Here is a 24,485-nt window from a genome sequence, read left to right on the forward strand (position 1 = left end):
TTATCCTTCTGTTTCCGAAACTTCTTGATGTAAAGCTTCAATAGATTCTACACCAGCACTTCTTAAAAACTCGTCAGTTGTGCCATAAAGAATAGGTCTTCCTACAGTGTCTTTATGACCTAGCTCAGCAATAAGAGATCGAGTGAGTAATTGTTTAATAATCTTATCGCTATTTACACCGCGGATTTCTTCAATTTCAGCTTTAGTTATAGGTTGTTTATAGGCTATAACAGCTAATGTTTCCATCGCTGCATTAGATAATTTATCTTCTCGCTTACGTATATGACCTACATAATCAGCGCTTTCCATAGCGCTAACTAACTCAACACCAGCCCCTGATACTCTCAATCGGATACCTCGATTTTGGTCTTCAAGCTCACGTTGTAATGTGTCTATATAGTCCTGTACTTCCTCTGTTGAAAGTCCAAATACTTCTCCAAGCATATCTATTGATATAGGCTTTGCCGATGAAAACAATACGGCCTCTAAATGCATTGTTGGTAAGCTCATATAGCCCCCTTTCTATACGGTACCTTCTAAGGCTGCAGTGAATACAATATCATCCTCTTCATAGCTCATTTCCATAATTTGTTGTTTCAACAATTCTAAAACAGCCATAAAGATCGTTACCATTCCACTCTTTGTTTCAATTGCCACTAATAACTCTCTAAAGTGTAAACTTTCACCACGACGTATACGACTAGATAAAGACAGAATCATATCTTCTAAGCTATAACTGTCTTTTTCAACCTTTACTTCACGAATAGGTTCCTCTTCAGGTAATTCCTTAGCTCGCTTTAAGGTTTGATAAAAAATTTCGTATAATTGGGAAAGTTCTAAATTATATACATTATCTAATCCAAGTACGCTTGTTTCTTCAGGTCTACTAAATATATTGGCAGAAACAGCTGTACGCTCCATTAATAGAGCTGTAAAATCCTTGATTTTCTTAAACTCTACTAATTTTGCTACCAATTCATCACGTGGATCCTCAGCTTCATCTGGCTCAGGTTCAGCTTTAGGCAGTAACATACGCGATTTAATCTGCAATAAGGTAGATGCCATTACAAGAAACTCACTACTATAATGAATATCAAAGTGATTCCAATTATCTAAATATTCCAAGTATTGACTCGTAATTTCAACGATAGGAATATCGGTGATTTCTATTTTATGTTTTTCAATGAGATGTAAAAGCAAGTCTAAAGGACCTTCAAAAACATCTAACTTATAATTATAATCTCCCATAAACCCCAATCCTTAGAAAATATACTTTAACTATATAATTATAAAGCATTTATAGTAGTACTTTCAAATAATTGTTTTTTTTACAGTCATCTGCTATCTTTATTATAGTAATTATTATATATTATGAAAAAAATTTATTGTGTATTCCTACAAGAGGGGATTTATTATGTTATCTAGTTTAAAGCAAATTGGGAGAAACCCCATCTTTCGCTTTGGTATCATTAGTATTGTTTTATATATAGCTCTATTTTTCATCTATGAACCTATTACACTAGGACTAGATGTTGAAGATATAACGATTTTAGCAGTACCAACAATTGTAGGTACTTTTTTATTTCAATACTTTATGGGGTGTACCGTTTTTCATAGACCATTTTTAGGATATGGATTAGTTGGTATTCTTTGGGCTCTTACATTCCCACTCCTTTTCCACTGGTCCTATGTTAAACCTTTATATTTCTATGAATTCGCTAATGACTTCTTATTTGGCCTACTCATTTTTATGGGCTTATCTGGAATTCAATTCTTACTAAATCAAACGAATCGCCTTCATAAAACCACATCATTAATCATGGCAATCATTACCATGATATTAAGTCTTATTCCATTCTTACAAATTGGATACTACTTAACTACATGGCATTGTTTAACGCCAGCTAGTTTACTAGCAGTATATATGACGAACCCAGAAGAAGCCTTTGGTTTCTTAAAAAATGCTGCCGGTATCCCTGGTCTTATCGCTGTTGGTATAGGTCTTATATTATGGACGTATCTACTCTACTGGTCTAATCTAGGAATGAAAGCAGTAGTAAACTTAAATACTACACGACCTATGCGCTCTACATTGCTAATTGCATCTATAGTAGCATTCTTAGTATATGTACCATTCTTCTTATTCCCTAAAACATGTATTGTAGCAAACTGGATTGCTGCTGGCGATTATGTAAAACAGATGCAACAATATAATGATAACCATCATTTAGTTTTCGATTCCTTTAATTTAGATACAAAGGAAACCTCTGCCAATAAAACACCAGGTACGATCATATTAGTAATTGGTGAGTCTAGTTCTCGTGATTATATGAAGGTTTATAATCCAAACTTCCCTTATGACGATACACCATGGCAAGGTAATATGCGCTCTGATAACAAAGATTTTGTGTTCTTTGATAACGCATATTCATCCTATGTACAAACAGTACCTACTCTAGAACGCGCTTTATCTGAACGCAATCAATATGATGATAAACCATTCCTTGATTCAGCAAACATCTTAGACGTAGCTAAAAAGGCTGGTTATACTACTTCTTGGTTTAGTAACCAAGGTGTATTTGGTGAATACGATACAGCCATTTCTCTAATGGCAAAAACAGCAGATACTACAAAATGGTCTCACGAATCATATGCATTCTCTGATCGCTATGATGAATCATTATTGCCTTTATTACAATCTGTAGACCCTACGAAAAATAACTTTATCGTTATTCATATCATGGGTAGCCATATTTATTACAATGACCGTTACCCTCATGAGTTTAGTAAATGGAAACAAGGCCCATACCCAGATGGCCAAGAAGCATATGCTAATAGCCAACTGTATACGGATTGGTTATTACAACAAATCTATACGTATGGTAAGGAAAAATTAAACTTACAAGCTATGGTCTATTTCTCTGACCACGGTGAAAGTTTAGATAAATCTCATAACCCAGATACATTTGACTTTGTTATGACTCACATTCCATTCTGGATTTATTTATCTCCTCAATATCGTGCAGCGTATCCTCAAACTGCAGAGGAACTTACTAAGCACGAACATCAATACTTTACAAATGATTTACTATATGACACATTAATCGGTCTTATGCATGCACCTAACCAACGTTATGATGCAACACGAGACTTCAGTAATGATAAGTATCGATTTAATTTACATAACCTTACTACCTTACTAGGGGAACAACCATTAACTAACGATCCTGTAAATGCAGGTAAATAATCTAGACTATTTCTTGAACTGAGTTAATCATATTAATCTGTTATCAGTAAAGCATATAATTATGTAATGATAGCCAGTTAAGGTTATAGTAAAGAAAAAACAAAAAAGAGATGAGTTAAAACTCATCTCTTTTTTTCTTCTATTAATAAATCAATATCATCTTCTGTATACACTTCAATATTATTCTTTAATAGAGCCTCTACAGTGCATCCATGACCATCCCGTAGGGTTTTACTAAAGGTGCCATCATAAATGCGCTTATAGCCACAACTAGGGCTTTTTGCTTTCATTAGAGCCCGATTACACTCATTTTGAAAAGCTATATCTAATGTATTCTGAGCACCTATAAGGAATTCTTTAGTTACATCAGTCCCATTAGCCGTACATATACGTTCTCCTTGTCGCTCTGCAGGATCACGCGGTGTACTAAGTCCACCTAATACTTCTGGACATACAGGTACTAAATCAAACATTTCTTTTAACAATGGTAATTTCCCTATATAATTATCTTTTCCATCATAACGACATGATACGCCGCATAGACATTCACTAATTAGCAATTTAGGTTTCTTATTCATAGTATTATTTAATATGTAGTATTAAAACTTAATTTACATAAGAAAAAAAGACTAACCGAAGTTAGTCTTAATTGGTGCCGAGGACCGGAATCGAACCGGTACGGTTGTTTCCAACCGACGGATTTTAAGTCCGTTGCGTCTGCCTGTTCCGCCACCCCGGCATGGGTAACGTTTGTGGAGGCGGCACCCAGAATCGAACTGGGGAATAAAGGTTTTGCAGACCTCTGCCTTACCGCTTGGCTATGCCGCCATATAAAGTTGGAGCGGGAAACGAGATTCGAACTCGCGACCCCCGCCTTGGCAAGGCGGTGCTCTACCGCTGAGCTATTCCCGCATGTACATGGTGCCTCAGGACAGAATCGAACTGTCGACACACGGATTTTCAGTCCGTTGCTCTACCAACTGAGCTACCGAGGCATGAATGGCGACCCCGATCAGATTTGAACTGACGATCTTCGCCGTGACAGGGCGACATGTTAACCGCTACACCACGGGGCCGTATCCAAAGTACTTGCTTAGTATATCGGTTATCAGGACTTTTGTCAACACTATCCTACAATATTTTTGATGAATTCTTCTTCATCTTTTAATGTTGTGGATTCTTTATGTCCTGGGTCGATTATTAAATCCTTAGACAAGGTTAATATATACTTCAAACTAGTAATCAAATCTTCTGGATTACTATTATAATTGTCAGTATTCCCTACATTTTGTTTGAATACAGTATCCCCTGAAAATAGATGTCCTTCTATTTCAAAACAAACAGAACCAGCACTATGACCAGGTGTGTGATGGACAATAACTTCAAAGGGTCCTAATTGTAGTTTACCTGTTACTAAATCGTTACAATTAGTATACATTTTCTTCTTGTAAACACTTGGTCTGCGACGAATTAATTGTAATAATTCTTGATCTAAAGGATGTAAATAAGCAGGAATATTATAATGCTCACATACCTCATCTAGAGCTGACACATGGTCACAATGACCATGTGTCAATAGAACTGCTATTGGTTCAGAATCCCCTACCATTTCAATGATATGCTTACTATGAAATCCAGGATCAATTATTAAAGATTTACCCTCTTTAACGAGTACGTAGCAATTCGCTTTATAAAGCCCTAGAGGGCGTTTTATAATATTCATATTATTCGCCCCCTATAGAACACGATACCGCTTGGAAGATTGTTTTTTTATAAAATACCCTTCCCAGAATTGAGGATGAAGCATAACAAGAATGGTAAATAATTCTAAACGCCCCAATATCATATCAACAATAGCTATACATTTTGCTGAGTCAGGCATAGCACCAAAGGAATCAGTGGGACCAAATCCACCAAAACCAAGGCCAACATTACTTAAGAATGCTGTTATCACTTGCATAGAATCATATGTGGATAAACCAGTGCAAGTCATCAAAAAGACAGAAATAACATAAATCATTAAGTATAAAAATAAAAATTGTTGTGTCATTTGAATCCACTTGGTAGGCATTGGTTTACCATTGATGCGTACAACTTGAACCATATCTGGATGAATCGATTTACGCAGGTAAATGATACTACTTTTAATTAAAATAATGAGACGTATAATTTTAACGCCCCCTGTGGTAGAACCACTACAACCACCAAAAAATGATGAAATAAAGAGCATCATCTGAGCTGCAGCAGGCCATAAATCATAATCACTTACAGCAAATCCACTACCAGTTTGAATCGATACAAGATTGAAGGACGCATCCCTAATAATTTGTATTGGATCATTTATAGTAGATTGTAAGGCTAATGATAATCCAATAATTATAATGCCTATTAGAATTACAAGCCAATACATGCGTGTTTCAAAATCATCAATTAAAATACGAATCCCTTTATGAAGAGCATTATAGTATACAGAAAAATTTCCGCCTGCTAATATCATAAAGAAAATAAATACAAAGCAAATATAGTTATTCTGCTCATAAACAAACGTACCAGCTGATGTAGGTGTAAAACCACCTGTAGATATAATAGAAAATGCATAATTAAGTGCATCAAATGGTTCGATTCCACCCGCCCATAGCATGAGGAAACAAACTCCAGTGAACACAATATATAACCGCCAAAGTTTTGTAGCCATTGATTGAATACGAGGCATAACTACACCTGGTTTTGGTACCGAAGCTTCTGCATTAAACATATGAGCTGCGTCAGCACCAAGATTTTTCAAGAAGGATAAAATAAGGACGATAATCCCCATCCCACCAATCCAGTGCATAAGTCCACGCCATAATACAAATGTATTCGGTAAATCATCTACACTATTAATAATAGTAGCACCAGTTGCAGTAATCCCAGATGTAGCTTCAAACAGCGCATCAAACACATTGACTAAAATACCACTACCAAGAAATGGTAAGGAGCCTAAGATAACGGTTAATATCCATGTAGCTGATACTACTAAATACCCATCGCGAAGACTAAAACTTTGACTTTCTTTGCCATAATAAGATAAAAGTCCACCTAAGCCGAATGAAATACCGGTGGTAATCAAAAATGACCAATATGCAGTTTCAAATACGACACTATATATAAAGGGTATCAATGTAAAAATCCCAAATATATATAATAGCCGCCCCACTAAGGACATGACAATTTGAATGCGCATAGTCCCTCCAAACTAGGTTAGATATTTAAGTAATTTACTTACTGATTCAGGTAACGCAAAGAGAACAATGTGATCTCCATCTAAAATCTCAGTATTACCACGTGGCACAATGGCTTCATCACCACGCAAAATAACACCTACTAAAGCCTTCCCTGGTAAACGTATATCTTTCAATTGTTTACCGGCTACAGGTGATTCACTTGTAATAGCAACCTCAATAGATTCCGCTTTCCCACCTTCAAAGGTAGAGATTGATAAAACACCTTCTCCGCTTCGAACAAAACGTAAAATTTGACTAGCTGTAAATAAACGTGGAGAGAATACGACATCAATGCCTACTTGTTCCATAAGCATAATGTATTCAGGTCGCCCTACACGTACTACAGTCTTAGGGATCCCCATATGTTTACCTACAAGAGCGACTAACAAGTTAAGCTTGTCATCATCCGTAAGTGCAATGATAACATCACTATCAGCAATCTCTTCTGCTTCTAAGAGATCGAAATCCGTAGCATCCCCATTAATAACAATTGTCTTATCCACAAGGTTTGCTAGCTGTTCACAACGGTCAAAATTCTTTTCAATAACTTTAACCGAAAATCCAGCTTGCTCCAAAAGGACCGTTAAATTTCTACCTAAAAGGCCAGCTCCAATGATAACAGCTCTTTTATAGAATGTATTATGATTATGGAACCAAAGACTTTCTACCTCTTCAACGGCTTCTTTCAAGCCTAAGAAGAATACACTATCATCAGGCTGTAGAATACTTTCACCATGAGGAATAATCATTTCACCATAGCGTAAAACACCTACTAGTAAAACACCTTCAGGGAATTGGATTTCTTTTAAAGGTTTTCCGATTAATGGAATATCATCTGTAATCTTAAATTCCATGAGGCGCACAGCGCCTTGACCAAAGTCCTCAACATCAATAGCTGAAGGCGTTTCTAAAATTTGTAAAAGCTCTTGAGCCGTAACCATTTCAGGATTAATGAACAAATCTACGCCTAATTTGGCACGCATCTCATCATCCATATGTTCTGCTACAGTATTATCCCGAACACGAGCAATCGTTGTAGGAACACCTGTAATCTTAGCTACAGCACAGGATAGCATATTTACTTCATCAGAATCGGTAACAGCAATAAACATTCCTACATCTTCCATACCGATTTCATTGAGCAATTGTATATCACTGCCGTTACCTTGAACAAGGCTAACATCTAAGGTATTTTCAAGATTTTGTATGCGTTCTGATGACCGATCGATAACGTACACATCATGATCATCTTGTATCAGGCGTTGTGCCAAGGAATAGCCAACCTTACCAGCACCTACAATGACAATTTTCATCGTCTTTATTCCTCTTCTTGTGATTCATTACTAACAGGAGGTGTCCATTGACGTCCTATTTCAGTTAATAATGTCCAACCATCATCTTGAACAATCTTTTTCTCTTTCATCAAATGCCCTAAAGCACGTTTAAACGCGGCTTTGCTGATGTTAAACTTATCTTTAATCAACATAGCAGAAGATTCATCACTATACGGCATCTTACCACCACGGTTAAGAAGATATTCCATAATAATATCTCCATCAGATATGAGGGCCTTTTCCTTGGTAGGGCGCATGGATACATTGATTCGGCCATCATCACGTTTAAAGGTAACGCGACCTTCAACCATCTCCCCAACCTTTAGTTTTCTCGTCATTTCTGAGCGATGTAAAAAGGCTATCCATCGTTCTGGAGTAATAAAGAATGCCCCATCACTAGTTAAGTTATAAATAGCACCCTTAACTAGTTGTCCTACCTTAGCCTCTGTAGCGGCCTTAGAAGCACGACGCATTTCATCATCTACATCCATAGATACTGCAAATCGACCAGATTTATCAGTATATAGGCGAACCCAAACCTTTTCACCAACTTGAGGACGTCCACGCATCTCAGCATGTGGCATAAAGATACCACGCTCAGTGCCAACCTCAACGAAACAGCCAAAGTTTGTAGTGTTGATTACCTCAACATAGCCAATTTGACCTACCTTCATCGCAGGTAAACGCATAGACGCAGTTAAACGTCCTTTTGGATCGCGATATAAAAATACCTCTACCTCATCACCAATAGCAACTGGAGATGTTTGTTGATCCTTATGAAGCAAAATATCATCATTTGTATTGCCTGTTTGACCATCTAGAAAGGCCCCTTGGTCACTAGTACGCAATACTTTTAATGTGGCAATTGTATTTTCCAACAATTCTGTAGCCATATTATACTCCTTCAAATGGAACTCGAACTGCATCATTCCACAACTCTTCTAAACCGTAGAATTCACGCAATTCATCACCACCAAAGACATGACAAATAACATCGCCAAAATCAAGTAAAATCCATTCCCCTTCACGGTAACCTTCTCTGTGGTTGACTGTCATGCCCAATTCTGCTGCTTTATCTTCCATTTCATCAGCAATACTTTGAGATTGCTTGATATTATTCGCACTAGCAATTAGGAAGTAATCACCTAACATAGATACACCTTCTAAATCGAGGATTTCAATATCTCTACCTTTTTTATCGAAAGCAGCTTGTGCTAATTGTAATACGATTTCTTTAATTTCTTCTTTATTTTTCATACTATTCCCCTTTTACCGTTTTTTACTACTCTCATCACCAGGTTCTGTTGGCTTTGTAATAGTCCCACCATTATGTTCTGATTCAGGCGCAACCTTGGCTGTACTATTAGTTGGAGCTGTTACAAATTGTGTCATTTCATTAGCTGGTAAATTTCCCATCGTAATGCCTACTAATCGTTGTGCTTCCGTAGGATTTACCTTCCAATATGTCATATCTCCTACTAGCTCTTTTTCTCCAGGAAGAATGTAGAAATGGATTTCTTCCTTATTGATTTTGCTAGCATTATACACAAGCTTAATAGCATCTAAAGTAGAAATATTGCTATCATAATGATCCCAAATACGCCAAATATGCCATGCATTTGTTAAGAAGAATGCATTATGCTCTTCTTCTACCCATAGTTTTAAAAAGCGTTCTTGTCGTTGTACACGTGTAAATGTATCATGTTTTGGATCAGAATATCTTAAATAAGCCAATGCTTTATCACTATCTAATGTTTGATAGCCTCGTTGCAAATCGATATCTTTATTTCCGTCTGCATCCACGTGTTCCATATTTTGTTCTACATAGATTTGTTGATTTCCTAATACATCATTCGTTTTTTTGAAAGCATTTTGGTTAACGACAACATAATATGGTATAGAAATATGGAACATATCTTCAATAACAGCTTTTGTTAAATCAATACCACCTTTTTCATAGATGCTATTGAGCATTGTTGCATCAGTCTGATCTCTGTTATCAATTTTACTATTACTAGGGATGCCAATAACATCCATAGTCTTTTGATCTAAATTAATAGACAACAAGAATAAGCTATCACTTTGACTTGGATTATTATCATCAGTACCGACAACAAGAATATATAACGGTTTATCTAAGCCTTTTTGCTCTACAGATACAGTATTACCATCTTGTTTATTTCCATTATCTCCAGATGCATCAGTTGATTCGGTAGTACCTACAATAGCTCTATATGCATAAGATACACCAGTATACAAACCGTATCCTATACCGCCAAGTAATGCTACTAGTACAATAATAGCTAATATAATTCTAGGCCATTTAACAGATGACTTTTGTTGACGTCTTCTTCTTCGACGGCGAGCTCTTGCTCGTTCACGTTCTTCCATATATAAACTCCATTATTTACAAGATTGTAACACATCATTACGACCAAGAATGGTCAAAGGATAAATAGATTGTTTTTGCTCAATAAGATGAATAATAGTGTTATCAAAACCAAGCAATACAGCTTTATCTAAATTTTGATCCGCTACTTTACGCAATTCATCAACACCTGGAAAATCTCGATTAGGTTCTATATAGTCTGCTAAGAATATAACTTTATCTAGTTTAGACATATGTACCTTACCAGTCGTATGAACCCTAATGGCTTCCAAAACCTCATTATCAGATATGGAAAATTCTTGTTTAGCACGAATCATACCGGCTAGTCCATGTAAAAGATTACCATTGCTTAATAATTCTTGATCAGCCTCATAGGATTCAGCACTAACTAGCTTTTGCATTTCCTTCAGCGAAAGCTCCTTTGCACAATCATGCAACAATGCGGCTAATCTAGCCTTTTCCACATCAACGCCATAAAGTTCAGCTAAATGAGTGGCTGATTCAACAACGCCAAGAGTATGCTTAAAACGTTTTTTACTCAACCATTGACTCACGCTAACTTGTATTTCATCAAATGATAACATCCTTTATTCCTTCCCATAAATATGGTTTTCTTCTATATACTCCACTACACATTTAGGCAACATGTACCGAACAGTTTTTCCAGAACGTAACCGCTCTCGCAAATACGTAGCAGATAATTTCATCTCAGGAACCTCCATAAGATGTATTTTTTCTCGTGCTTTTGGTCCTAAAATATCTAATGTTTCATCAATTGCACTAGATCCATCAGGTCTTGTAGCACCAATAAAGTGGACCTCATTTAATAATTCCTCAATAAATTTCCACGTTGGCAACGCACGAATTGTATCCGTTCCCGCTATAAAGTAAAATTCAACATTTGGTCCATAGAGCATCTTAAAATGTTGAATCGTATCAACTGTATACGAAGGGCCTTCACGACGCATCTCTACATCAGAAATTTCAAAATTTGGATTATCTGACACGGCTGCTGCTGTCATAGCATATCGATGATGACTATCTATTACATCATGTTGCTTATGAGGTGGTATCCGTGCTGGCACGAAAATAACCTTCTCAAGGTTAAAACTTTCACAAGCCACCTCAGCAATCATTAGATGCCCTAAATGGATAGGATTAAATGTTCCACCTATGATACCTATACGACGTTTCTCTACCATAATAATGTCACACCCTTAATGACAATGACACAAATAATGATAAATAAGAGCAGTGCTTTTCCATAGGATATCCATTCGTATCGACCTTTTGGGGTCTGAATATATCTGTAGTATGCCCTTATTAAGTAATATACTGTCTTCACTTTCGAACTTGGCCTTCTCCAAATACAAAGTATTTATATGATGTTAGTGCTTGTAATCCCATTGGCCCACGAGCATGGAGCTTTTGAGTACTAATACCGATTTCAGCACCAAAACCAAATTCAAAACCATCAGTAAAACGCGTAGAAGCATTATGATACACAGTAGAACAATCTACTAAGTTCATGAATACTCTTGCACGCATCGGTTCATCTGTTACGATAGCCTCTGAATGATGTGTAGAATAACAATTAACATGATTAATGGCTTCTTCAAGATTTTCAACAATACGTACATTTAAGTCCATATCGTTATATTCAGTATGGAAGGAATCCTCTGTTAAAGGAATTGTATTCTCCATATATTGAGCCACAGCTGTATCACCGTGAATTCGGACGCCATATTCTTGTAGAACCTCATCAAGACGTGGTAAAAACTCACCAGCCACCGCTTGGTGTACTAGCAATGTTTCCATAGAGTTACATACAGACGGACGTTGTACCTTTGCATTGATTGCAATTTCTAATGCCATATCGAGATTCGCATATTCATCTATATATGTATGACACACACCACTACCGGTTTCAATAACAGGAATACTACTTTCCTCTACAACACGACGAATCAGTCCAGCTCCACCACGAGGAATGATGACATCAATATATTCACGTTGGTGCAATAATACACCAACCATATCCCGATCAAGAACTTCCACAAGTTGAATAGCATCTGGCGTAATACCTAAAGATTCTAAGGTATTACGCATAATAGTCACGATAATTTGGTTGGTATGGAATGCCTCCTTACCACCTCGCAGTATCGTAGCATTCGATGTTTTTAAACAAAGCACACCAGCATCAATTGTTACATTTGGACGAGCCTCAAAAATAATGCCAATAACACCAAAAGGTACCGCTCTTTTTTCAATAGTCAAACCGTTAGGCCGTGTAATTGTTTCTATAACCGAACCTACTGGACTTTCAAGAGCAGCTACTTGACGAACACCTTCTGCCATTTGAGAAATACGGCTAGGTGTCAATGTTAGTCGATCTATCATGGTTTGAGGCACATTATAATCACCAGATTTATCTAAGTCTAACTGATTAGCAGCCATAATTTCATCGGCTTGTGCTTCTACAGCATCAGCGATTGCTAATAATGCAGAATCTAATGTACCTTGATCAATTTGAGCTAATTCAAAGGATGCCGCTTTAGCTCTTTGACCCATATCTTTACAAATTTCTTCATACTGGTTCATAGGATATCCTCAATGTAATAAAACTAGATTATTACGATGTACTGCTTCATCATAGGTTGTATTAATACCTAAAATTTGAGCTATATCATTTGTATTATGACCTTTAATGGCCTTCATATCTTCGATGCCATAGTTGATAAGTCCACGGCCAATTTCTTTACCATCATGATAAATAGAAATTGTATCACCAGGTCCAAATGACCCATCTACATCAATAATACCAGCTGGTAAAATGCTTGCCCCTTTATCTAATACAGCACGTGCACAACCATCATCAATAGTGATTGACCCTTTCAATCGTTTACCAAAGGCAAGCCAATGATGTTTACCTGATAGCCCAGCATCATGCGCTTCAAAGAGAGTACCAATTTGTTCGCCCTTACATACACGACGAACAGAATCTTCCACTTCACCAGATGTGATTACCATCGGTACGCCTGAGTTTGTAGCCATATGAGCCGCTTTAATTTTAGTATACATACCACCAGTACCCATGTTAGATCCTGCTCCACCTGCAATGGCATAAGTTTCATCAGTAATTTCAGAAACTGTTTCTATTAACGTAGCATCTGAATTAGTTGCTGGATTAGCTGTATATAATCCTTCAATATCGGATAAAATGATAAGCAAATCAGCATCTACAATACCTGCTACGGTAGCAGATAAAGTATCATTATCTCCGATTTTAAATTCTTCAATGGCAACCACGTCATTTTCATTAATGATAGGAATAACATTGAGTTGCAATAACGTATGTAATGTATTACGCAAATTAAGATAACTATGGCGACCAGTACTATCTTCTTTTGTTAAAAGAATTTGACCTACTGTACGACCATATTCACGAAACATACGCTCATACATATGAATAAGGATGCCTTGTCCTACTGCTGCAGCAGCTTGTTTTAATACAAGGTCTCTAGGTTTTTCCTTAAATCCTAAAGGGGCCAGTCCAGCACCTGTTGCACCAGAAGAAACGAGGATAACCTCTTTACCTTGGTTAGCTAAATCTGATAGTTGGCGTACTAATCGTTCAATGCGTTCTAGGTTTAAATGACCATTAGCATAACAAAGCGTACTACTGCCTACTTTAACTACTATTCTTTTTGCGTTGATGATAGCACTGCGCATAGAATAACCTCCTAGGGCTAACAGGTTATGTAGACCCCCATATAATACATGTTAGTAATATGACGATTTATTTAGGTAGAATAATTTTTGGTTCTTTTTTAGCTTTATATAATACACCGTTAAAGCCGATAACTTGGACTAATTCGGCACCAAGCATATCAGCTAACTCTTGGAAAATCGTCTTATCTTCAGGGCTATTGTTGAGTAATTTTACCTTGATTAATTCACGAGCCATTAATGCTGCGCGAGCACTATCAATAACACTATTTTCTAAACCATTTTTACCAATTTGAACTACTGGTGGCATTGTTGCTGCCAAAGAACGTAAATACCGTTTTTGTTTTCCTGTCATTATTACTCCTACTCTTGGAATGTAAAGCGTTGATCGCCAATTACAACTTCATCACCGTCTTTACAACCTTTTTCCTTCAATTTAGCATCGAGCTCCATAAAACGCCAAATGCGTTGGAATCTACGAAGAGATTGATCATCACTTAAGTTTGTCATTGCCACTAAGCGTTCAATACGTTTACCTGTAATATAGAATGCAGCATCATCACCACGTGTAATAACGAATTCCACATCAGGTTTTGCTTCGTATACTACTGTATCATCAGTTGCTTCCGGTTCTGGCTCATAATTTTCTACATAGTAGTAAGCTCGTTCCATAAGCTCTGGTAAACCTTCACCACTTAATGCATTGATAAGGAATACTTCATATCCTTTATCTTCAAAATATTTTTTTGTATCAGGAATTGTTGTATCATCAAAGACCATATCAATCTTATTGAGTGCAACAATTTGTTTTTTATTGGCTAATTTTTCAGAATATTTACGAAGTTCTTCATTAATAGCATCAAAATCAACCTTTGGATCGCGTCCTTCCATACCAGATACATCAAGGACGTGAATTAAAATATTAGTCCGTTCTACGTGACGCAAGAAGTTATGTCCTAGGCCAACACCTTCGCTAGCCCCTTCAATAAGACCAGGAATATCGGCTAATACAAAACTACGGTCACCAGAGATGGTTACTACCCCAAGTACAGGTGTCAATGTAGTAAAGTGGTAAGCAGCTACCTCTGGTTGAGCTTTAGAGACCTTACGTAAAATACTAGACTTACCAACAGATGGATAGCCTAATAAACCAACATCTGCCAATACTTTAAGCTCTAGTTGCAACCAGAACTCTTCACCAGGTTCACCCTTTTCTGCGAATGTAGGTGCACGGTTAGCACTTGTTTGGAAGCGTGCATTACCACGGCCACCACGACCACCTTTAGCAATAACAAAAGTATCGCCGTCGTTAACGAGGTCACAGAAAATTTTACCTGTTTCTTCTTCTTTAATTACAGTACCCAACGGAACTGGAATAATGAGTGGCTCAGAACCGCGACCATGCTTGTTGGAGCTTTCACCATTACCACCAGCAGGTGCCTTAAACTGACGTTTATATCTAAAGTCTACAAGAGTATTAATATTCTTGTCCGCTTTAAATATAACGTCTGCCCCTTTACCACCATCGCCGCCACTAGGGCCGCCATTTGGCACGTATTTCTCACGGCGGAAACTAGACATGCCGTCCCCACCGTCACCGGCCTTAACAAAGACACGCGCTCTATCTATAAACATACTTTAACTCCTATGCATTATTGCTGTAATAACTCTAATGCTTTTTTAATTTGAATATCATCTAATGTACTAGATGGATTTACACCTTTTGGTAAATCCAGTTCTACATCAGGTTTAATACCAATGCCGTCAATAACACGGTCATTTGGTGTATGGTATTTGGCAATAGTTACCTTAACACCTTCATTATCGAGGCTAGGGTAAATAGTTTGAACTGTACCCTTACCATATGTATTAGTACCTAAAATAGTACCTAGTTTACGATCTTGAATAGCACCAGCTATAATTTCAGATGCACTAGCAGACCCTTTGTTAACAAGAACGACTAATGGCATAGCTACTTCTGGACCATTAGACTTATAAACCTCTTTTTTCCCAGCTCTATTTTGTACGGTTACTAATGTTCCTGGAGGCATAATATAGTTAGAAATCTTTTCTGTAGTAGATAATAACCCACCAGGATTATCTCGAAGGTCTAAAATTAGTTCCTTCATACCTTGAGATTGTAATTCTTTAAATTGTGTTTCGAAATCATCAGCTGTATTTTCTGCAAATTGACTAATCCGAATATATCCAACTGTACTTGTGAGCATTTTGCTTTTAACAGTAGGTAACACAATAGATTCACGGGTAATATCAAAGTGTAATTTTTCACCATTACGCTCTATATCAAGGGCGACAATAGTACCAGCCTCGCCGCGAATTCGAGAGGATGCATCTTCTACAGTAATATCACTTGTAGATTGACCATCGATAGCAATAATATGATCACCAGGTTTTATGCCCGCTTTGAAAGCTGGTTGATCTTCCATAATACTAACTGCATATAAACCTTTATCATCATGACCAAGAACCATGCCTACACCTGCATAAGTGCCAGATGTTTGCATTTTCATGGACTTAAATTCGTCAGCATCTAAATAAATACTATGGGGCTCTCCCAAAGAGCCAATTAAGCCTTTAAGCATACCATCATAAAGGGTAGCTTTAGACATCGGTGTCATAAAGACTTGACTCGCAGCATAGTAGGCTACAAATAGTCTTGGTAATCCCCAGAATGAACCAGATAAGTACCAAAACGTAAGCCACATAATAACGATGCCGGAGCCTATATATTTCAATAGACTCCATAACACCGTACGTGTATCAAATTTCATATTATAAATATCCCATAGGATCAACAGGATCCCCACTTATACGAACTTCAAAATGTACGTGTGGCCCAGTACTATTACCAGTGCTACCAGCATAGGCAATAACTTGACCTTTAGATACATCTTGTCCTTCAGAGACAGCAAGCTCAGAATTATGGCCATAAAGGGTGGACATACCATTACCATGGTCGATAACTACAGCGTAACCATAGCCACCCATCCAACCAGACCAAACAACAGTACCTCCATCAGCAGCATGAACTGGTGTACCTTCATCAACACCAATATCAATACCGGAATGGTAGATAGTTGTACCCCAAATTGGATGTGTACGATAGCCATAAGGAGAAGTAATTTCACCACTTACAGGCCAACCAAGTTGACCAGATCCTTGAACCCAAGAGTAGCTTGGTGCAGACTGTTGAGCCGCAGCTGCCGCTGCTGCTTCTGCAGCTGCACGAGCTGCCGCACGTTCAGCTTGGCGAGCTTTCAATAATGCTGTAATTTGAGCGGAAGAAGCATTAAGTTCTTCCACTGCTTGCATTGCAGTAGCACGATCATTTTGTGCCTTCTGAAGAACTACCTCCCGTTCTTTTTTCTTTTGTTCAATTTCAGCTTGTTTTGCTACAGCAGCTTTTTCAAGCTCTACTAGCTTAGCTCGAGATTGCTCAAGAGCCTGTTTACGTGCCGCAATTTCAGCACGTTCTTTTTTAATTTCATCGATTAACTTGATGTCAGAATCAATGATGCGTTTTAAGATTTCTAATCGATTTGCAAAATCGCTAAAATCTTTAGAGCCAATGACAACATCTAAATAACTTAGACGTCCATTGATATAAATATCTCGTACACGCTTATAAAATACGGATTCTCGTCCTTCTAAGCGCTTTTGTGCTTCTGCGAGTAACTTTTCATTAACAGTAATATCATTTTCAACGGCTACACGTTGCTGTTGAATAGATTCTAACTGTTGTTGGGCCTGACGTAATTGCTCTTCAATTTGTCGCAACTGTTCAGATACACTTACAATAACAGTTTCTGCATCAGCTTTGATAGAGTTTTGTTGATTAACTTGTTGTTGAATTGAATCTAATTGATTCGTTAAATCCTCATCTTCCGCAGCAATGTATAGTGGTGTTCCCAGTACTACTATACCTGTTAAAATTGTTGCTACAAGACGAGATTTGATTGTGTTGTATTTCATAAACATTACACCTTCATGTATTGTTTTAAAGAAATCGTACTACCAATAGCACCGACTATAATACCGCCACCTAGAATATAGATAGCCACATCATAGAAGAATGGGAACATTGGTACTAATGGGAAGAATGCTAAAGACTCAGAAACTTCCATGGTAATGAAATGGTAAAACTCACCTACACAAAGTACGGCAATTACAGCCCCCACTAAGCCCAATAACATACCTTCGATCAAGAATGGCCAACGAATAAAACCATTGGTTGCACCAACATATTTCATGATGGCAATTTCTTTACGACGGGCGAATACAGTCAAGCGAATTGTATTAGAAATGATGAATAATGTAGCTGCTGCTAAGAATGCGATTAATACAATACCACCAATTCTGATTACTTGAGTAATGCGGAATAGTTCTTCTACAATATCTTGACCATAATGCGTACTTTCAACACCTTGGAATGTAGTGGCTAATTTAGCTGTAGCCTTAACATCACTTGGGTTATCAAAGGTTAATACATAAGAGTTTGGCAATGGATTTACATCACCTAATGCATTTACCAATTGTTGTTGATCACCGAGGCGTGCTTTGAATTCCTTCATAGCTTGCTCTTTATTAACAAACTCTAAATGCTTAAGATTTGGTATAGCTTTAATTTGCTTACCTACAGCCATAATTTGGTCAGTTGTTAAACCATCTTTTAAATAAATGCTCAATTGAACTTGGTTTTCTAAACTAGATGCCATATTATTCAAATTGATAACACCGCAAAGGAATACACCGAGCATAAATAGAGATAAAGCCACTGTAGAAATAGATGCTAACGTCATAAGACCGTTACGCTTCATAGATTTGAGGGCTTCTTTAAAAAAGTATTTCAATGTTCTAGGCTTCATTAATTTCTGCACCTCTCATATTATCACTTTGAACGCGACCATCTTTAAGACGAATAACACGTTTATTTAAATACGAAACAAGATCCATATTATGGGTAACCATAATAACAGTTGTGCCAAAATTATTGATATGCTTAAACAAATCTACAATACCTTTACTTGTATCAGGATCTAGATTACCAGTCGGTTCATCAGCAATGAGCACAGAAGGTCGATTTACAATGGCGCGGGCAATAGCAACACGTTGTTGTTCACCACCAGATAAATCCTCTGGTAAATCATTTGCCTTGTCAGTTAACCCAACAAGCTCTAGTACATGACTTACCTTTTCCTTAATTACCTTTGGTTTTTCTTCAATTACTTCAAGAGCAAAGGCAATATTTTCTGATACCGTTTTGTTTGGTAATAAACGGAAATCTTGGAATACAACACCAAGTTTTCTACGTAATTTTGGAATTTTACTACGCTTCATACGCGTAACATCAAAATCATCAACAATGACAGTACCAGAATCGGGTACTACTTCATGAGTTAACAATTTAAATAGAGTTGATTTCCCTGCACCGCTGTGACCACAAATGAGGACAAATTCGCCCTCATTTATAGTTAAACACACATCGTCTAATGCAACAGAACCATTATCATAGACTTTACTAACATTCTTAAATTCAATCATGGGGTCCCCTTTGATTATTTACGAGTGATTACACGTTTTACTGCTTCTACTATGTCTTTTGCTGTCAAACCATATTTAGCCATCAATTCTTTTGGCGTACCACTCTCCCCAAATGTATCTTGTACACCAACGAATTCCATAGGAACAGGCTTATTAGCCACAACAACTTCAGACACAGCAGAACCAAGACCACCAATGATATTATGTTCTTCTGCTGTTACAATAGCACCTGTTTCAGTAGCTGCTTTTACAATTGCCTCTGCATCGATAGGCTTAATAGAAGCCATATTGATAACGCGGGCAGACACATTAGATTCAGCTAATGTTTTAGCCGCCTCAACAGCAGGGCCAACCAAGGCACCACAAGCAATGATAGTTACATCAGAACCATCTACCAATGTAGTAGATTTACCAGGTACGAATGTATAACCTTCAGCTGTAACATCATCTACTCCAGCACGGCCTAAACGAACATATACAGGACCTTCATAAGATGCAGCCCATTCAACTACTGCTTCTGTTTCACGTTCATCTGCAGGTACTACTACAGTCATATTAGGTAAAGTACGCATACAAGAAATATCTTCCAAGCTTTGATGTGTAGCACCATCTTCACCTACAGTAATACCAGCATGAGTAGCACATACTTTTACATTCAATTTTGGATAACATACAGCATTCCGAATTTGTTCAAATGCACGACCTGTTGCAAACATAGCAAAGGAAGAAACAAATGGAATTTTGCCTGCTGCTGCAAGTCCGGCACCAACAGAAATCAAGTTTTGTTCTGCAATACCTACATTAAAGAATCGATCAGGGCAGACATTTTTAAATGTATCAGTTTTAGTAGATTTAGATAAATCCGCATCTAATACGATAATATTTGTATTTTCTTTACCAATGCGAGCTAACGCATTACCATATGCTTCACGTGTTGCTTTACCCATTATTGTACCCCCATAATTTCATTAACAAAGGTTTCACCTTGCTCTGCACTAGGTGCTTTACCATGCCAACCTGCTTGGCCTTCCATTTCAGCTACGCCCTTACCTTTTACAGTATGCATTACGATACAAGTTGGACCTTCTGTGAAAGCTTTAGCAGATTCAATAGCATTATGAAGTTCATCAAGATCATGACCATTGACTTCAATAACATTCCAATTGAAAGCTTTAAATTTCTCAGGAATTGGCAATGGAGAAAGTACTTTAGTAATATCACCATCAATTTGAAGGCCATTAAAATCAACAAAAGCAGTCAAATTATTGAGTTTATAATGACCAGCAAACATTGCTGCTTCCCATACTTGACCTTCTTCAAGCTCGCCATCACCTAAAATGGAGTAAACGCGATAATCAGCATTGTCAATTTTGCCTGCCAATGCCATACCACATGCGGCAGAAATGCCTTGGCCTAAGGAACCTGTAGACATATCTACGCCAGGAGTATGTTTCATATCAGGATGGCCTTGTAACATATGGTCAATTTTACGTAAATTCAAAAGTTCTTCTTTAGGGAAATAACCTTTTTCAGCCAATGTAGCATATAAAGCAGGAGCTGCATGACCTTTAGAAAGGACAAAACGATCTCTATTTGGAGCTTTTGGATTTGCTGGATCTACATTCATTTCTACATAGTACAACAAGGCCATCACATCAGCGATAGATAAAGAACCACCTGGGTGACCAGATTTTGCTGCCGTTACAGACTGAACAATACTAACGCGAATAGCTTTTGCCTTCTCTTGAACTATTTGTTTAACATCTTGTGTTAATGTAGCCATAGAGACCTCACTTTCTGGATTGGATCCAATATATTAATAATCTTTAAGTAATGAAATAGCGATTTCTGCATTGCGTTGAGAGTTTAAACGCAATGCTTCAATACGATCATAAGAGGATTGATACTCTTCTCTGGAATTTAAGAGCTTATGACATCGCTGATATAGCGCCTCTTCTCTAAGATGTGTCATTGTTCCTATTGGTTCCTGACCAATCATATGTAAGAAGCTTGTAATTTTAGGATCGTAGGAAATACCGATAACAGGTTTCCCCATTAAAGAGCTAAATACTAGAGCATGAAGACGTATACCAATCATTAGGTCCACATTCCCCGATAAGGATACTTGTTCCTCTGTAGAGAATGGGCCTTCAAGAACAATAGCCCCCTTCGGCATATAATTAGCGATAATTTTAGCTTCTTTTGTATCCTCTGGATGAGACATAGGAATAAAAATAATTTCTACCTCATCTTGCTCTTGTAATCGGCTTAACACATTGGCTAATGATTCACGATATTCTGTATCATCTTTCCAACTACGAACAGCAACACCAATTCGTTTTGGATTCTCTATAGATTTAGGTAGTTTAGATGTATAGCCTTCTAAAATACGTTTACCAATAGACAAATTTGCCGGTTGCATAGCCAAAACAGCATCAGCTGTAACCTCTACATCTTCAATTCCTAAGGACTCTAATTCAGATTTTGAAATAGAATCACGAACTGTAATGGTATCCACAAATCGCAATATAAAGCTAACAGCTCTTCGTGTAGAGGGACGATTTAAAGGCCCAATACCTTGAGAGTAAAGCATTACCTTTTTTCCCATCATTTTAGCTAAAGCCATAATACTTAAATAGTAATATGTATTACGAATACTTGTAGCATCTTGTAAAAGACTGCCTCCACCACTGATCACTAAATCAGAATTGGCAATTGCCTTTAAAATACCAAATGCAGAAAATGTCCCCACTGCATGAATGTTATGTTTTTTGCTTGTCTCTGTAGGATTACCAGAAATAACCGTAATATGCGCATCTGCTTCCTCTTTGCGAATGGCATCGATAATGGCACAAAGCATTGCTTCATCGCCAGCATTACCAAAACCATAGTAGCCAGAGATAACAATATTACTCATGGTCAACCTCCCGCGCTTGGAACCATTGTGTTACGTACATCATGAAACGTACAGCAATGATAAGAAGCAAACCTAAGAGAGCACCAATTAATAAACCATCATATCCACGCATAATAGACATGAATACAGGAGTTCTAATATGACAGAATGTTTCAACCATTGAAGCTATGCCGATAACACCTGCAATAGTTAATAAGAAATGGATTACTGTAGGCCATTTACGTAAGAATGCAAACGTAGCCAACATTAATGCTGGGTGACCAATAATGAACTCTTTTTCTCTAGGTCTTGCATACAATGTATTTTCAAGGAAACGACGAAGCATAAGTTCAAATCCTGGTACAGGAACACCTGCTGTATGACCACTGCGGCCAACAAATACCCATGCCACGCCACCAAGAGCAGCCATTACAAAGAATACGTAAAATTTAACATCCATTGTTAAGAATTCAACTACAAATTTCTTTGCTTCTTCTTTAGAGTTAATCATACGACCTTTCCACAAAGGGAAACGTTGTAAGTACGCGATGATCACCAATACAATTGGAAGTACAAATGTTAACTTAACACCTCTAAAGATAGCAAATTCCATAAAGAATTTCGTATTTCCTAATAACGATGCAATATACATACCGCCAATAGCCGCAAATAATGCAGCAATTACGAGATAAAGCACTGCTAATACGGTAGATTTAATAGCACCTAATGGACGAGCTCCATCATAACGACGCCATTCCTCCATCAAGCGAATCATGGCACCTACAGGAGCCATAATAGCACTAGATAAAGCCCAGATTTGAGTAATCAATGTACCACTTGTAATGATGAATAATACTACAGATACAAGGGAAATGCCAAAGAATGCTACCAATTGTGTATGTTTACGCATTGGAACTAACATTTGAGCAACATAAACGAATAGCGCAATAGCACCAATCATTGTGATGACTACTAATAAAGGATTTGGCGTATAAGGAGGATAAATATCAGCAGGACCGAATTCATAACCTTTAGTAGATAATTTTTCAGTGGTCATCCCAATATAGTTAATAGTTGTTTGTAATACTGTTTCATTGTTTACACCTGTTTCATACATAGGGAATAAGTTAAAACGAATATTACGTTCAATATCACTAATATAGAATCGTTGAGCTGCTTCTTCTGGAGTGATTTTCTTTAATTCATCCTTAGCAATTGTATATACACGGCCCACACTATAATTATCTTTAGCAGCCATTTCCAAGAAACCTTGTTGTGGCTCATATTGAAGTTGGTTAACGGCTTCAATACCAACTAGAGGAATATGATTCTTATGTAATAGTTCTAATGTTTCATCCGTTAAATTAGGAGCTCCTAGGGCCTCTTTACCAGCAAAGATCATGCCTGTTACATGTGGAATTCCTTCAAGACGCTTAAACACATATTGGAGGTCATCTGATGTTACATTTCTGTAGTTTGTAGGACGAACTATAACATTAAATCCACGATTAGCAACTTCTTGAGCTTGTAGCTTGGAAATACCAAGATTCATTTTTAGATAGCTATCAGCGGTAGCACCATATAATTCAAGGACCGGACCAATACTAGTATTAAGCTCTTTAACTTTATCTTTACCAATACGATGATATAAGTCTTCACGAATTTCTTTATAGTAACCTTCTTTACCAGAAATTAATGCTACATAGGTTGCACCATGTTTAACGGATGCCCCATTAACACGGACTGCATCCATCTCTTCGGAGCTTAACACCTTAACTTGACCAGCATCCTTAGCTTTTTCTAAGGTACGATCATAAATGGCGAATGCTGTTACACCTGCATTACGAAGTGCATCAAAAGCCTCTTGTTGACTGCGCTTTTCAAAGGCATTAGCTCTTAGAACAGCATCATAATCTACGATATTTTCAATATGATTTTGAGATTTTTCAATCTGATGGCGTTCAAATACCAAATATAAAGAGGATACAAGTCCCACTATAATACAGAGTATTAGAATCCAAGAGTACTTACTTTTTTGTGTATTCCGATGATTCACGACAAATCC

General features: G+C 37.3%; 24 protein-coding genes and 5 tRNA genes. 1 reads left to right on the plus strand and 28 read right to left on the minus strand.

Translation table 11 applies throughout. The features are described from left to right. Together scpB and EL171_RS05465 are read right to left on the minus strand one after the other, a co-directional pair. A complete protein-coding gene (scpB, locus tag EL171_RS05460; RefSeq protein WP_039969221.1) occupies window positions 1-510 on the minus strand; it encodes an SMC-Scp complex subunit ScpB in 510 nt (169 codons plus the stop codon). Window positions 511-522: 12 nt separating this feature from the next. Beyond that, on the minus strand, window positions 523-1,248 hold the full coding sequence (locus EL171_RS05465) for a segregation and condensation protein A (RefSeq protein WP_005386781.1): 726 nt from the start codon (window positions 1,246-1,248) through the stop codon (window positions 523-525). A gap of 166 nt (window positions 1,249-1,414) precedes the next feature. On the opposite strand from EL171_RS05465, the gene EL171_RS05470 reads away from it, so the two are divergent. Further along, window positions 1,415-3,247, plus strand: coding sequence for a phosphoethanolamine transferase (locus EL171_RS05470; protein ID WP_005386790.1), 1,833 nt, complete (start codon window positions 1,415-1,417; stop codon window positions 3,245-3,247). Window positions 3,248-3,369: 122 nt separating this feature from the next. On the opposite strand, the gene EL171_RS05475 is transcribed toward EL171_RS05470, so the two are convergent. The 26 genes from EL171_RS05475 to EL171_RS05600 form a co-directional block, all read right to left on the minus strand. Then, window positions 3,370-3,825, minus strand: a complete 456-nt coding sequence (locus tag EL171_RS05475) for a 2-thiouracil desulfurase family protein (protein WP_005386803.1) — start codon at window positions 3,823-3,825, stop codon at window positions 3,370-3,372. Window positions 3,826-3,897: 72 nt separating this feature from the next. Beyond that, window positions 3,898-3,986, minus strand: a tRNA-Leu gene (locus EL171_RS05480). Window positions 3,987-4,000: 14 nt separating this feature from the next. Continuing rightward, a tRNA-Cys gene (locus tag EL171_RS05485) sits at window positions 4,001-4,075 on the minus strand. 9 nt (window positions 4,076-4,084) lie between these two features. Beyond that, window positions 4,085-4,159, minus strand: a tRNA-Gly gene (locus tag EL171_RS05490). Window positions 4,160-4,166: 7 nt separating this feature from the next. Beyond that, a tRNA-Phe gene (locus tag EL171_RS05495) sits at window positions 4,167-4,242 on the minus strand. A gap of 5 nt (window positions 4,243-4,247) precedes the next feature. After that, window positions 4,248-4,323 (minus strand) — tRNA-Asp (locus tag EL171_RS05500). Between the two features lie 50 nt (window positions 4,324-4,373). Continuing rightward, window positions 4,374-4,970 carry an MBL fold metallo-hydrolase gene (locus EL171_RS05505; RefSeq protein WP_005386804.1) on the minus strand — a complete coding sequence of 199 codons (597 nt, stop codon included), beginning with the start codon at window positions 4,968-4,970 and terminating at the stop codon, window positions 4,374-4,376. A gap of 12 nt (window positions 4,971-4,982) precedes the next feature. Beyond that, the gene (locus tag EL171_RS05510; protein ID WP_005386805.1) at window positions 4,983-6,470 is read right to left on the minus strand and encodes a TrkH family potassium uptake protein; all 1,488 of its coding nucleotides are present in this window, start codon (window positions 6,468-6,470) and stop codon (window positions 4,983-4,985) included. A gap of 12 nt (window positions 6,471-6,482) precedes the next feature. Then, the gene (gene trkA / locus EL171_RS05515) at window positions 6,483-7,823 is read right to left on the minus strand and encodes a Trk system potassium transporter TrkA (RefSeq protein WP_005386806.1); all 1,341 of its coding nucleotides are present in this window, start codon (window positions 7,821-7,823) and stop codon (window positions 6,483-6,485) included. 5 nt (window positions 7,824-7,828) lie between these two features. After that, entirely contained in the window at window positions 7,829-8,737 is a 909-nt protein-coding gene (locus tag EL171_RS05520) for a CvfB family protein (protein WP_039969222.1), read from the minus strand. A 1-nt stretch (window position 8,738) separates the two neighbouring features. Then, complete coding sequence (rsfS, locus tag EL171_RS05525) at window positions 8,739-9,101, minus strand: ribosome silencing factor (protein ID WP_005386808.1); 363 nt, start codon at window positions 9,099-9,101, stop codon at window positions 8,739-8,741. Window positions 9,102-9,113: 12 nt separating this feature from the next. Continuing rightward, entirely contained in the window at window positions 9,114-10,235 is a 1,122-nt protein-coding gene (locus tag EL171_RS05530; RefSeq protein ID WP_005386809.1) for an LCP family protein, read from the minus strand. A 12-nt stretch (window positions 10,236-10,247) separates the two neighbouring features. Further along, the gene (gene yqeK, locus EL171_RS05535; protein WP_005386810.1) at window positions 10,248-10,817 is read right to left on the minus strand and encodes a bis(5'-nucleosyl)-tetraphosphatase (symmetrical) YqeK; all 570 of its coding nucleotides are present in this window, start codon (window positions 10,815-10,817) and stop codon (window positions 10,248-10,250) included. Window positions 10,818-10,820: 3 nt separating this feature from the next. After that, on the minus strand, window positions 10,821-11,435 hold the full coding sequence (nadD, locus tag EL171_RS05540) for a nicotinate-nucleotide adenylyltransferase (RefSeq protein ID WP_005386811.1): 615 nt from the start codon (window positions 11,433-11,435) through the stop codon (window positions 10,821-10,823). Window positions 11,436-11,574: 139 nt separating this feature from the next. Continuing rightward, window positions 11,575-12,834: a glutamate-5-semialdehyde dehydrogenase gene (locus EL171_RS05545; RefSeq protein WP_005386813.1), complete on the minus strand. Its 1,260-nt coding sequence runs from the start codon at window positions 12,832-12,834 to the stop codon at window positions 11,575-11,577. Window positions 12,835-12,843: 9 nt separating this feature from the next. Continuing rightward, a complete protein-coding gene (gene proB / locus EL171_RS05550; protein ID WP_005386814.1) occupies window positions 12,844-13,965 on the minus strand; it encodes a glutamate 5-kinase in 1,122 nt (373 codons plus the stop codon). 67 nt (window positions 13,966-14,032) lie between these two features. After that, complete coding sequence (gene yhbY, locus EL171_RS05555; protein ID WP_005386817.1) at window positions 14,033-14,317, minus strand: ribosome assembly RNA-binding protein YhbY; 285 nt, start codon at window positions 14,315-14,317, stop codon at window positions 14,033-14,035. Window positions 14,318-14,325: 8 nt separating this feature from the next. Next, window positions 14,326-15,597: a GTPase ObgE gene (obgE, locus tag EL171_RS05560; protein WP_005386821.1), complete on the minus strand. Its 1,272-nt coding sequence runs from the start codon at window positions 15,595-15,597 to the stop codon at window positions 14,326-14,328. A 17-nt stretch (window positions 15,598-15,614) separates the two neighbouring features. Continuing rightward, window positions 15,615-16,754, minus strand: coding sequence for a S41 family peptidase (locus EL171_RS05565; RefSeq protein ID WP_039969394.1), 1,140 nt, complete (start codon window positions 16,752-16,754; stop codon window positions 15,615-15,617). 1 nt (window position 16,755) lies between these two features. Beyond that, entirely contained in the window at window positions 16,756-17,961 is a 1,206-nt protein-coding gene (locus EL171_RS05570; protein ID WP_005386826.1) for a murein hydrolase activator EnvC family protein, read from the minus strand. Next, complete coding sequence (gene ftsX / locus EL171_RS05575) at window positions 17,961-18,848, minus strand: permease-like cell division protein FtsX (RefSeq protein ID WP_005386828.1); 888 nt, start codon at window positions 18,846-18,848, stop codon at window positions 17,961-17,963. The genes EL171_RS05570 and ftsX overlap by 1 nt, the downstream gene beginning before the upstream one ends. Then, window positions 18,838-19,524, minus strand: coding sequence for a cell division ATP-binding protein FtsE (gene ftsE, locus EL171_RS05580; protein ID WP_005386830.1), 687 nt, complete (start codon window positions 19,522-19,524; stop codon window positions 18,838-18,840). The genes ftsX and ftsE overlap by 11 nt, the downstream gene beginning before the upstream one ends. A 14-nt stretch (window positions 19,525-19,538) precedes the next feature. Beyond that, the gene (locus EL171_RS05585; protein WP_005386832.1) at window positions 19,539-20,471 is read right to left on the minus strand and encodes a transketolase family protein; all 933 of its coding nucleotides are present in this window, start codon (window positions 20,469-20,471) and stop codon (window positions 19,539-19,541) included. Beyond that, a complete protein-coding gene (locus EL171_RS05590) occupies window positions 20,471-21,307 on the minus strand; it encodes a transketolase (RefSeq protein WP_005386838.1) in 837 nt (278 codons plus the stop codon). The genes EL171_RS05585 and EL171_RS05590 overlap by 1 nt, the downstream gene beginning before the upstream one ends. Window positions 21,308-21,340: 33 nt before the next feature. Further along, a complete protein-coding gene (gene csaB / locus EL171_RS05595; protein WP_005386839.1) occupies window positions 21,341-22,441 on the minus strand; it encodes a polysaccharide pyruvyl transferase CsaB in 1,101 nt (366 codons plus the stop codon). After that, window positions 22,434-24,476 (minus strand): DUF5693 family protein, encoded by a 2,043-nt coding sequence (locus EL171_RS05600; protein WP_039969226.1) that lies wholly within the window; start codon window positions 24,474-24,476, stop codon window positions 22,434-22,436. Before EL171_RS05600 ends, csaB begins: the two co-directional genes overlap by 8 nt. Window positions 24,477-24,485: the final 9 nt, after the last annotated feature.

The organism is Veillonella dispar, assembly GCF_900637515.1.
In the GTDB taxonomy this organism is placed as follows: domain Bacteria; phylum Bacillota; class Negativicutes; order Veillonellales; family Veillonellaceae; genus Veillonella; species Veillonella dispar.

What these genes read in the sequence shown, in the direction of transcription:
- scpB (WP_039969221.1), bottom strand. Translation starts at nt 510, where the DNA reads ATGAGCTTACCAACAATGCATTTAGAGGCCGTATTGTTTTCATCGGCA.
- EL171_RS05465 (WP_005386781.1), bottom strand. Translation starts at nt 1,248, where the DNA reads ATGGGAGATTATAATTATAAGTTAGATGTTTTTGAAGGTCCTTTAGAC.
- EL171_RS05470 (WP_005386790.1), top strand. Translation starts at nt 1,415, where the DNA reads ATGTTATCTAGTTTAAAGCAAATTGGGAGAAACCCCATCTTTCGCTTT.
- EL171_RS05475 (WP_005386803.1), bottom strand. Translation starts at nt 3,825, where the DNA reads ATGAATAAGAAACCTAAATTGCTAATTAGTGAATGTCTATGCGGCGTA.
- EL171_RS05505 (WP_005386804.1), bottom strand. Translation starts at nt 4,970, where the DNA reads ATGAATATTATAAAACGCCCTCTAGGGCTTTATAAAGCGAATTGCTAC.
- EL171_RS05510 (WP_005386805.1), bottom strand. Translation starts at nt 6,470, where the DNA reads ATGCGCATTCAAATTGTCATGTCCTTAGTGGGGCGGCTATTATATATA.
- trkA (WP_005386806.1), bottom strand. Translation starts at nt 7,823, where the DNA reads ATGAAAATTGTCATTGTAGGTGCTGGTAAGGTTGGCTATTCCTTGGCA.
- EL171_RS05520 (WP_039969222.1), bottom strand. Translation starts at nt 8,737, where the DNA reads ATGGCTACAGAATTGTTGGAAAATACAATTGCCACATTAAAAGTATTG.
- rsfS (WP_005386808.1), bottom strand. Translation starts at nt 9,101, where the DNA reads ATGAAAAATAAAGAAGAAATTAAAGAAATCGTATTACAATTAGCACAA.
- EL171_RS05530 (WP_005386809.1), bottom strand. Translation starts at nt 10,235, where the DNA reads ATGGAAGAACGTGAACGAGCAAGAGCTCGCCGTCGAAGAAGAAGACGT.
- yqeK (WP_005386810.1), bottom strand. Translation starts at nt 10,817, where the DNA reads ATGTTATCATTTGATGAAATACAAGTTAGCGTGAGTCAATGGTTGAGT.
- nadD (WP_005386811.1), bottom strand. Translation starts at nt 11,435, where the DNA reads ATGGTAGAGAAACGTCGTATAGGTATCATAGGTGGAACATTTAATCCT.
- EL171_RS05545 (WP_005386813.1), bottom strand. Translation starts at nt 12,834, where the DNA reads ATGAACCAGTATGAAGAAATTTGTAAAGATATGGGTCAAAGAGCTAAA.
- proB (WP_005386814.1), bottom strand. Translation starts at nt 13,965, where the DNA reads ATGCGCAGTGCTATCATCAACGCAAAAAGAATAGTAGTTAAAGTAGGC.
- yhbY (WP_005386817.1), bottom strand. Translation starts at nt 14,317, where the DNA reads ATGACAGGAAAACAAAAACGGTATTTACGTTCTTTGGCAGCAACAATG.
- obgE (WP_005386821.1), bottom strand. Translation starts at nt 15,597, where the DNA reads ATGTTTATAGATAGAGCGCGTGTCTTTGTTAAGGCCGGTGACGGTGGG.
- EL171_RS05565 (WP_039969394.1), bottom strand. Translation starts at nt 16,754, where the DNA reads ATGAAATTTGATACACGTACGGTGTTATGGAGTCTATTGAAATATATA.
- EL171_RS05570 (WP_005386826.1), bottom strand. Translation starts at nt 17,961, where the DNA reads ATGTTTATGAAATACAACACAATCAAATCTCGTCTTGTAGCAACAATT.
- ftsX (WP_005386828.1), bottom strand. Translation starts at nt 18,848, where the DNA reads ATGAAGCCTAGAACATTGAAATACTTTTTTAAAGAAGCCCTCAAATCT.
- ftsE (WP_005386830.1), bottom strand. Translation starts at nt 19,524, where the DNA reads ATGATTGAATTTAAGAATGTTAGTAAAGTCTATGATAATGGTTCTGTT.
- EL171_RS05585 (WP_005386832.1), bottom strand. Translation starts at nt 20,471, where the DNA reads ATGGGTAAAGCAACACGTGAAGCATATGGTAATGCGTTAGCTCGCATT.
- EL171_RS05590 (WP_005386838.1), bottom strand. Translation starts at nt 21,307, where the DNA reads ATGGCTACATTAACACAAGATGTTAAACAAATAGTTCAAGAGAAGGCA.
- csaB (WP_005386839.1), bottom strand. Translation starts at nt 22,441, where the DNA reads ATGAGTAATATTGTTATCTCTGGCTACTATGGTTTTGGTAATGCTGGC.